Annotated in this window: 8 protein-coding genes; 7 read left to right on the forward strand and 1 reads right to left on the reverse strand. The window is 47.3% G+C overall.

Going from position 1 to position 9,302, the window contains the following annotated elements:
- The coding region (locus J6U00_RS13380) for a substrate-binding domain-containing protein (protein WP_296582633.1) at positions 1-569 on the reverse strand (569 nt) is incomplete at its 3' end.
- Positions 570-1,133: 564 nt separating this feature from the next.
- On the opposite strand from J6U00_RS13380, the gene J6U00_RS13385 reads away from it, so the two are divergent.
- The 7 genes from J6U00_RS13385 to J6U00_RS13415 all read left to right on the forward strand — a co-directional run.
- The gene (locus J6U00_RS13385; protein ID WP_296582635.1) at positions 1,134-3,059 is read left to right on the forward strand and encodes an ATP-binding cassette domain-containing protein; all 1,926 of its coding nucleotides are present in this window, start codon (positions 1,134-1,136) and stop codon (positions 3,057-3,059) included.
- Positions 3,060-3,075: 16 nt separating this feature from the next.
- Positions 3,076-4,017, forward strand: a complete 942-nt coding sequence (locus J6U00_RS13390; RefSeq protein WP_296582637.1) for a dockerin type I domain-containing protein — start codon at positions 3,076-3,078, stop codon at positions 4,015-4,017.
- A gap of 118 nt (positions 4,018-4,135) precedes the next feature.
- Positions 4,136-4,273 (forward strand): six-cysteine ranthipeptide SCIFF, encoded by a 138-nt coding sequence (gene scfA, locus J6U00_RS13395; protein WP_009985845.1) that lies wholly within the window; start codon positions 4,136-4,138, stop codon positions 4,271-4,273.
- A 71-nt stretch (positions 4,274-4,344) separates the two neighbouring features.
- Positions 4,345-5,712, forward strand: coding sequence for a thioether cross-link-forming SCIFF peptide maturase (scfB, locus tag J6U00_RS13400; protein WP_296582639.1), 1,368 nt, complete (start codon positions 4,345-4,347; stop codon positions 5,710-5,712).
- A 33-nt stretch (positions 5,713-5,745) separates the two neighbouring features.
- Entirely contained in the window at positions 5,746-6,537 is a 792-nt protein-coding gene (locus J6U00_RS13405; protein WP_296582641.1) for an AraC family transcriptional regulator, read from the forward strand.
- 274 nt (positions 6,538-6,811) lie between these two features.
- Positions 6,812-7,876: a M15 family metallopeptidase gene (locus J6U00_RS13410; protein ID WP_296582643.1), complete on the forward strand. Its 1,065-nt coding sequence runs from the start codon at positions 6,812-6,814 to the stop codon at positions 7,874-7,876.
- 79 nt (positions 7,877-7,955) lie between these two features.
- Positions 7,956-9,302 (forward strand): peptide ABC transporter substrate-binding protein (locus J6U00_RS13415; RefSeq protein WP_296582645.1); only part of this gene is annotated, 1,347 nt, incomplete at its 3' end.

The raw sequence follows: 9,302 nt of genomic DNA on the forward strand, positions 1-9,302 counted from the left end.
CTTAATATCCGTTTTGCAAGCTTTTTCGGAGCTTCCGTCCAGAAATCGCCGTACTGACACCAGTCCGCACCTACAGCTATGCCGTGCCTTTTCATTGAGCTCCTGTAACCGGCAAGTCTCTCCTCTCCGCTGAAAGTGTTCTTCGGACCGGTAAGACAGTATATCCTTTTATATCCGTGAACGTTTATAAGGTGATCAGTAATGGTCTCAAAGGCTTCGCGGTCGTCCACGGAGGTAGTCTCAAAGCTTTTGTGGTCATTGTGGTCAAGGAGCATTACGGGCTTTTCAGAGCGACGGCAGAGATCATCTATATGCCGGCATATATCCTCGTTGTGGAAGGTGTTCCTGTCATATATTATACCATCTATGCTGTCGGAGAGTATGAGGTCAAATATAGTCTTTTCCGCGTTCTTATGGACGGAGCTGACGGAAAAGTCATGAAGGGGGGCTATGACTGCTATATCGCAGTTGCTCTTGAAAGCCTGCGTTATTATACCACGCAGTATCTCGCACTGGAAATCTATATGGCAGTCTGCGATAACGACACCTATCAGTATCCTTCTGCTCATGCTCTCCCTCCTTTTACAGAAATTCAAATTTATATGTATTATTGTATCATAAATAAGTGCTTAATGCAAGACAATTATATATAATTGTTGTGGGAATTTCAAAAAATCTTCTCGAAAAAAGAGTATTTTTCATTGTATTTGCAACAATTTGTGATATAATACTACTTGAAGGTGCGCAGGCAACAGGTCTGCGGTCACTATCCGGGGATATTATATCCATATTAGGCTCTAAGAGCCCTGCACGGGACACGTTTTTACCCTCTCACTTTTTAAAAGTTCATTCCTGTGAAAAAGTCTTCCTGTGAGGAGGACTTTTTCACTTTTTATTCATAAATATATGAATAAACGGCATTTTTAATGTATATTGTATAAATTAGCTATATATCTATATGGTAATTATATTGACGGTGACCATTGACATTTCAGTCGGAAAGTGTTATTATGTTTGTATATATATGCTGCCCGCTTTGTGGACCTATTGTGGACAGCAGGATATTTAATTGCAGCCTGCACAAAGCATTCAACTGCCGGTTGTGCATTACGGCTGAAAAAAGGAAGTCTGCAATGCTTGCAAGCTTAACGAACATAAACAAATTCTATAACGGGAATCAGGTTCTGAACAACGTATCTCTCACTATCGATGAGAACGACAGGATAGGACTCGTAGGCAATAATGGCTGCGGCAAGTCCACCCTGCTAAAGATACTCACAGGCTCGGTTGATCCCGACCGCTTCACTGAAAAGGACGGTATAGTATCCATTGCTGCAAAGACAACAGTGGGTTACCTCGAACAAATGGGCGGTCTCAATACCGAAAACACGGTCATTGAAGAGATGAGGAGTGTTTTTGAGCCTGTACATAAGGCTATCGACCGTCTCCGCGAAATAGAACTTGAAATAGAAATGGGCGATGATTCTGCTGCAGATGAGTACCAGCAGCTGTCCTCATGGATAGAAGCCAACGACGGCTACAATACAGACGTGAAGATACGCATGGTGCTTAACGGCATGGGCTTCTCCGGCGAAGAGCTGGAGCGCACAGTGTCAGGTTTCAGCGGCGGAGAAAAAACCAGACTTTGTATCGCCAGACTCCTCCTTGAGGAGCCAAATCTGCTCATACTTGATGAGCCTACTAACCATCTTGACTTCAAGACAATAATGTGGCTTGAGGACTATCTCCGCTCCTACAAGGGCGCTATACTGATAGTTTCCCATGACCGCTACTTCCTTGACAGGCTCTGTACCTCGGTCTGCGAAATAGAAAGAGGCATACTCACACGCTACAGGGGCAATTATACAGCCTTCGTAAGACAGCGTGAGGAAAACGACGCCCGCCGCGAGAAGGAATACGAGCTCCAGCAGAAGCAGATAGCTCAGCTGGAGGACTACGTTGCTAAGAACCTCGTCCGCGCGTCCACTACAAAAATGGCTCAGAGCCGCAGAAAACAGCTTGAAAAGATAGAGCGCGTAGAACGCCCCGTTCACGACACAAAACACGCGAAGATTCGCTTCACATACTCAGTTGAGCCGCCGATAGACGTGCTCAAGGTAAAGGGCGTGGACATATCCGTAGGAGAAGGCGCTTCACGCAAAACACTTGTGGATACCCTCGACTTTGAAGTCCGCAGAGGCGAAAAAGTCGGTATCATAGGCGACAACGGCATTGGTAAATCAACGCTGTTGCGCATACTCCAGGAACAGCTGCCGCACAGGGGGCTCGTTCGCTGGAACAGCAATATTAAAATTTCCTATTTTGAACAGGAAAGCACAAACCTTCATAAGGAGCTCACTGTCATGGAGGAGCTCCACAGCCGCTATCCCCTTATGTCGGATCTTGAAGTCCGCAGTCTCCTTGCACAGGTGCGCTTGGTGGGCGAGAATGTGTTCAAGGAAACGGGCGTCATCAGCGGCGGCGAGCGGGCTAAGCTCTGTTTCGCCATTATGATGCAGGAGCATGGAAACGTGCTCATACTCGACGAGCCGACCAACCACCTCGACCTCAGTTCAAAGGAGGCTATCGAGGAGGCGCTGGCTGAATATACAGGAACGGTCATATTTGTGAGCCATGACCGGTATCTCCTGAGTAAAATCTCTGACCGTCTCATCGAATTATCGGGCGGAAGCTATCGTTTACACAACTATGGCTTCAATAAATATCTCGATGTACTGCGGGAAGAGCAGGCTGCAGAGCGTAAAGCTCTCGAAGCCGCAAAGCAACAACGGGCTGCAGAAGCAGCAAAAGAAAAGTCCGTAAAGGGCTACCGCAGCAAGCAGCAGAGAAGTGCTGACGCTGCGAGAAAAAATGAAATGAAACGCCTTGAAAAGGAAATCGACGACCTTCAGGCGCAGATAGACTCTCTTACCGATGAAATCGGCAGAGAGGAGGTCTACAGCGATTACGAGCTGATGAACCGCAAATGCGCCGAGATCGAAGAGCTTAAACAGAGGATCGATGCTGATTTTGAGCTTCTGATTGAGCTTGACCAGTAAAAAGGAGTAACATCTTATGAAAATCAAAACGCTTATGAGCCTTGCCGCAGCTGCGGCGCTCGTCGTTCCGTCAGCGGGTATCACCGCTCACGGTGCAGCCGGTCTCTATATGATCGGTGACGTAAACGGCGACGGCACGGTGGACGCAACGGACGCTTCGGCTGTCCTTGCTGCATACGCGTCAATATCCTCGGGACAGGATTGTCCCCTTTATTCGTATCAGGAATCAGCTGCCGACCTCAACGGCGATAACCTTGTGGACGCGATAGACGCTTCTCTGATACTTTCCTACTACGCCTGCGTTTCGGCAGGAGATGAGGAAGCGATACTCACTGACTTCCTCGAACAGCACGGCTTTAAACAGAAGATGGACGAAGACGATAACGGATTGCAGGGCACAGCTGCTCCCGAAGTCACAGAGTCAGAAACACAGCAGTCTGCTGCGGACGGCGGATTCGAGTACACTCCTCCCCGTATCGACAGTGAATACAGCGAATGGTTCTGGATAGGAGACTCACGTACAGTGGGACTGTCCTATAATGTGGCTATCGATTATCTTGGAGAGATTGGCGTGGGCATTGCTCTTCTCAACAGAAATCGCGACAGCATCTGCCAGATTCAGAACAAAACCGTTATCTTCAATCTCGGAGTAAACGACCTCCACAACAGCGGTGCTTATTTAAATTGGTACAATAGTCTGCCTGACGACTTCCTTAACAACAACAAGGTCATCGTCATGTCAGTTAATCCGTGCAGCGGTTCTTATCAGAAGTTGAATTCGGGCATTGAAAGCTTCAACGCTACACTGAGAGACGGTCTGGACAGCAGGATCACTTTCCTCGATTCCTACACCTATCTCAATTGGCAAGGCTTCTCAACTACTGACGGTCTGCACTATACATCGGGCACCTATATTGATGTATATAACTTCGTTTACGACAGTATATACGGAGAATAAGATATAGGTAAATAAGTAAATTATTTGAGATAACTATTGCATTGATACTCAATGTATGGTATAATATTAATCAGTAATTTACGGCACAAGCCGTATCATTCCTATGGAGGGTTAAAAAATGAAACACATCAAGACTATCAATAAGGCTAATCTCAAGGAATCCGCTAAGAAGGGCGGCTGCGGCAAGTGCCAGGCTTCATGCCAGTCAGCTTGCAAGACTTCTTGCACAGTTGCAAATCAGAAGTGCGAGAGATAAGCTGAACACTAAGTTTAGTCGAGGCAGTATGAAAATGCTGCCTCATATTTTTTGAATAGAGGTTTATTGACATGATCCATAAATATAAGCTAAACGGGCTTAATATCGTACTTGACGTCAACAGCGGCGGCGTTCATCTCGTAGATGAACTCACCTACGATCTCCTCGATAACGTGGAGCCACCCTTTGACGCTGAATGTCCGCAGAACGTTGTGGACAAGCTCTCAAATTCCTACTCCCCTGAGGATATCAGGGAGTGCTACAGCGAGATTGTAGAGCTGTATAACGACAAGATACTCTTCTCAGAGGACGATTACGAGAAGTACGCTCAGTATTCCGTAGCTTCTCCCGTAAAGGCAATGTGCCTGAATATAGCCCACGACTGCCAGCTCCGCTGCAAGTACTGCTTCGCCTCCACAGGTGATTTCGGCAAGGGCAGAAAGCTCATGTCCTTTGAGACAGGAAAGCACGCTATTGACTTCCTGCTTGAAAACTCCGGCGACCGCCCCAACCTTGAGCTTGACTTCTTCGGCGGCGAGCCCCTTATGAACTTCGGCGTTGTGAAGCAGGTAGTGGAATACGCAAGGAGTCGTGAAAAGGAATACAACAAGAAGTTCCGCTTTACTATAACCACAAACGGACTCCTTCTCGACGATGAGAAGATAGACTTCATAAACCGCGAGATGTCAAATGTGGTTCTCTCTATAGACGGACGCAAGGAAGTAAACGATTATTTCCGGGTATTGCCCAACGGTCAGGGCTGCTACGACATCATCATGCCGAAGTACAAGAAGCTTGTAGCAGGCAGAGGTGATAAGGAATACTATGTAAGAGGCACCTTCACAAACAGGAACCTCGACTTCTCAAACGATGTATTCGCCCTCAATGAGGCAGGCTTCGACCAGATTTCCGTTGAACCTGTGGTCGGAGACGACGATGTTTACGCCCTCACAGAGAAGGATCTCCCTGCAGTTTTCGCTGAGTACGAAAAGCTGGCGCTTAAGCTCCTTGAAAACGAGAAGAAGGGCAAAAAGTTCAACTTCTTCCACTTCATGCTGGACCTTGATCAGGGTCCCTGCGCTATAAAGAGACTCAGAGGCTGCGGCTGTGGAAACGACTATGTGGCTATCACTCCCGACGGAGATATATTCCCATGTCATCAGTTTGTAGGCATAGACGAGTACAAGATGGGCAATATCGACGAGGGCACCTTTGATCAGGAAATGAAGGCGGATTTCGCAAAGGCTCATGTATACTCAAAGCCGGACTGCCGCGAATGCTGGGCAAAGTTCTATTGCAGCGGCGGCTGCAACGCCAATAATTACCAGTACATGGGTGATATCAGAACAGCTCATAAGATATCATGTCAGCTTGAAAAGAAGCGCCTCGAATGCGCTATAATGATGAAAGCTGTCAGAATGGCGGACTCGGCTGAATAATAATCGCTGAGATCTGCTTTCAGGGGGGATATTATGAAGATCAACAGCATAAAGCTTAATTGCCGGCAGGATACCGCTCTCGGAGGAGAAATGGGAGCAGACCCGGTCTTCCTGCTTTTCAGGTCTCCTGTGGAGTATATCGAAAACGGCTCGGTAAAGCGTACCTCAGGGGTCTCCGCAGTACTGCTCACAAGCGGCTACAAGCAGAGCTTCAAGCCAGTCAAGGGAGAGAACATGAAGTATGATATAGTCAGCTTCAGGACCTCTGCTGCTGACAGACAGTATATCTCCTCCTTGAATATCATTCAGGACGCCCCTGTAAGCATAGAGGACGATTTCGTCATATCCGAGATACTCCGCTCCATGCAGTCCCAGTCTATGCACAAGGGAAAGCACCTAAGCGAATTCACAGAGTTCGCTATGCGTATGATATTCATTGCTATTGCCGACAGTACTGCCCCTGCCGAGAAGTCTCCCGAGGAAACGATCCCCCATTACTCACGGCTCAAAAAGCTCAGGGACTCCATATACGAGGCTCCTATGGAGCAGTGGTCAATCGACGATATCTGCAAGAGGCTGCGCATAAGCCGCACCTACTTCCATCGCCTTTATTTCTCCGCCTTCGGCGTCACCTGCCGTCAGGACGTCATAGAGAGCCGACTGATATTCGCCGCAGATATGCTGGTGAATACCGAGAATTCCGTGGCTAATATCGCAGAATTCTGCGGCTATGACAGCGAATCCTATTTCATGCGGCAGTTCAAGCTCCACAAGGGCTGCACTCCCACAGAGTACAGGAGACGTATGAGAGCGGAAAAGGAATAAGCACTCGAAAAAACTAGTCCGCCAGTTATGGACAATCGCCCTTTATTGAAACACAATGTGCAAATTTCAATAAAAAATTAGTGCAAAAAATAAAAAAACCACTTTACAATTACAAAAAGTTGTGATATAATACTAAGTGTGAACAAATTTTGACCTAAACGTCAAAGGACAACTTAACTTAGAGATAGACCGCTCAATTGCGGAAATCCTGTACGGGGAGACAGTAAGTCAGCCCTGTATTGAACGAATAATCTTTAAGGAGCGATTTCTTTTTATGAATAACGGAGATAAGCGCAGAAACCGCAAGAGAGAAAGATCGTCAAGGCGCTATAAGGTAAGATACGATCGTCTTGTTGCGGTAGTCCTCGTTCTTGTCGTGCTCGCAGTTGTGCTCACCTCGTGCGTACACGCCTGTTCAGATAAGGACAAAGATAAGAACTCCGCTAAGAAAAATCAGACTACAAACAGCAGTACTACGGGTCAACAGGACTCTTCGATCATCGATGATCTTACAACAAGCAGTGAAACAGGCTCTCTGATTACAGGCACCGGCGACGGTACCAAGCCTTCGGAATCACTGTACCAGACAGAGATATTTAAGTCGGACGCTATTTACAGCGGCGACCTCGTGCTCGTAAACGCAGAGCATGAATATAAATTCCCAGAAGATGACATTGATCGGATCAAATTATATGAAAATATAGCAGACGAACCATATCACGTTGCAGACCTTGGACAGTCCCTGGACAAGCCGGTCCTTGAACAGCTTACAGCTCTCATGAGAAGCTTCTATGAGGCTGAGAACAGCAAGGAGCTGTACGTTATCGGCACCTACCGCTCAAAGGGCGATCAGGAAGACGTATATTATAGCGGTAATTCACAGTTCCAGCCAGGATTTTCCGATTACCATACCGGACGTTCCCTTGATTTGTGCATAGTTCCCGACGACGGTTCCAGCTCAGGCTATTTCTCACCAAGAGGCATCTACGGCTATGTAGACGAGCACGCTGCCGAGTACGGCTTTATACTCCGATTCCCCGAGGGAAAGGAGTCCTTTACCGGTGAACGCTCGAGGACTTATACCTACAGATATGTAGGCGTTCCTCACGCTATGTATATAAAACAGAACAATCTCTGTCTTGAGGAGTATATTGACGTTCTCAAGGAGCATAATAATGAGAACCCGATAGAGGTATCGACAGGCAAAAAGCTGTATCAGATATACTATGTTCCCGCAAACAAGACAGGCGATACGGAGGTACCGGTACCGTCCAACAAGACCTACGATGTTTCGGGCAACAACGTTGACGGCTTCATCGTAACAGTCAGCATGAATTAAAGCATTGTCTATGTCCCCCGTCATATCGGGGGACATATTTTGGTTATAGCCGCATTGTGCGGAGCAAAACAGATAAAGAATGGAGATAAGCGTGATAATTAAACGTATCTTTGCCGCAGTACTCTGTACTGCGGTATGTATGACTGCCTCCGGCTGCGGAGACGACGACAAAAGAGGCGACGGCGCAGGTCATCTTTACGGGGCAACTCTCGAAGGGAACCCCCAAAGCCTCGACCCTCAGTTTGCAAGCGATCCTTCATCGGCAACGGTCATAAAAAATATGTACAGCGGTCTCGTAATGAAGGACGAGAGCGGCAGCATAGTCTGCTGCAATGCAACAGACTACAGCATATCCGATGACGGCTGCAAGTATACATTCAGGCTTAGGGAGGATAATTACTGGTTCTTCGATAAAAACGAGAACGACAGGATAGACGAAGACGAATACTTCCCGGTAGTTGCTGACGACTACGTCTTTGCGCTGAGAAGAGTACTCGATCCCAAGATGCGCTCTCCTTACCTCAAAGACTTCTCCTGCATAAAAAACAGCCAGTACGTCTCGGAGGGAAGCTTTTCTGCAAGAGGGCTCGGAATCGAAGCAAAGGACGACTACACTCTCGTGATAGAACTTGAACATCCCTGCGCTGAATTTCTTAGCCTTATGACCACTCCTGCTGCCTTCCCCTGCAATGAGGACTTCTTCATAGCTACCAAGGGCAGATACGGTCTTGACGACAGGTCGATCATGTCAAACGGTCCGTTCTTCGTGCGTCAGTGGTTCTATGACCCCTACGGCAATAACAATATACTCTATATGCGCAAGAATTTGGTCAACGAAAACGAAAACTATGAGGTCCTGCCCACATTTGTAAGCTTCTCTATTCAGGATACGGAAGCGGACGTGAGACAGTGCTTCAAGTCTGAAGAGACAGAGTGCTTTACGACTATGAAGGCAGGAGGCTATAACCCCAAGAAATACACTGTTGCAGGTCAGCAGGCTACTACCCTCGGACTTATATTCAATCCCAATGACAGTATCTATTCAAATCCCGACATCCGCAAGGCTATAGCGCTTTCTGCTGACAGAGAAGCCCTTTCCAGCGAGAGCACTACAGATATATCCCCTGCCTTCGGAGTTATTCCACCGGCAGTGGAGCTTTTCGGAAGAAGCTACCGCGATCTCTCATCGGACAGGCAGTTTGACGTGTTCAATATCAAAGAGGCTTCGCAGCTTCTTGCAAAAGCAAAGTCGGACCTTAAGATAAATTCTCTGGAAATCGTAAAGATAATAGTTGATTCGAATACAATAGATTCGAGATACCTGCATATACTATCGCAGAGCTGGCAGGACAGTCTCGGCATATACCTCGGTATCGAGGATCTCACCTCCTCAGAATTTGAAAGAAGGATAGCTGATGGTGATTAC

Origin of the sequence: Ruminococcus sp. (assembly GCF_017650195.1) — a bacterium.
Lineage (GTDB): Bacteria > Bacillota > Clostridia > Oscillospirales > Ruminococcaceae > Ruminococcus.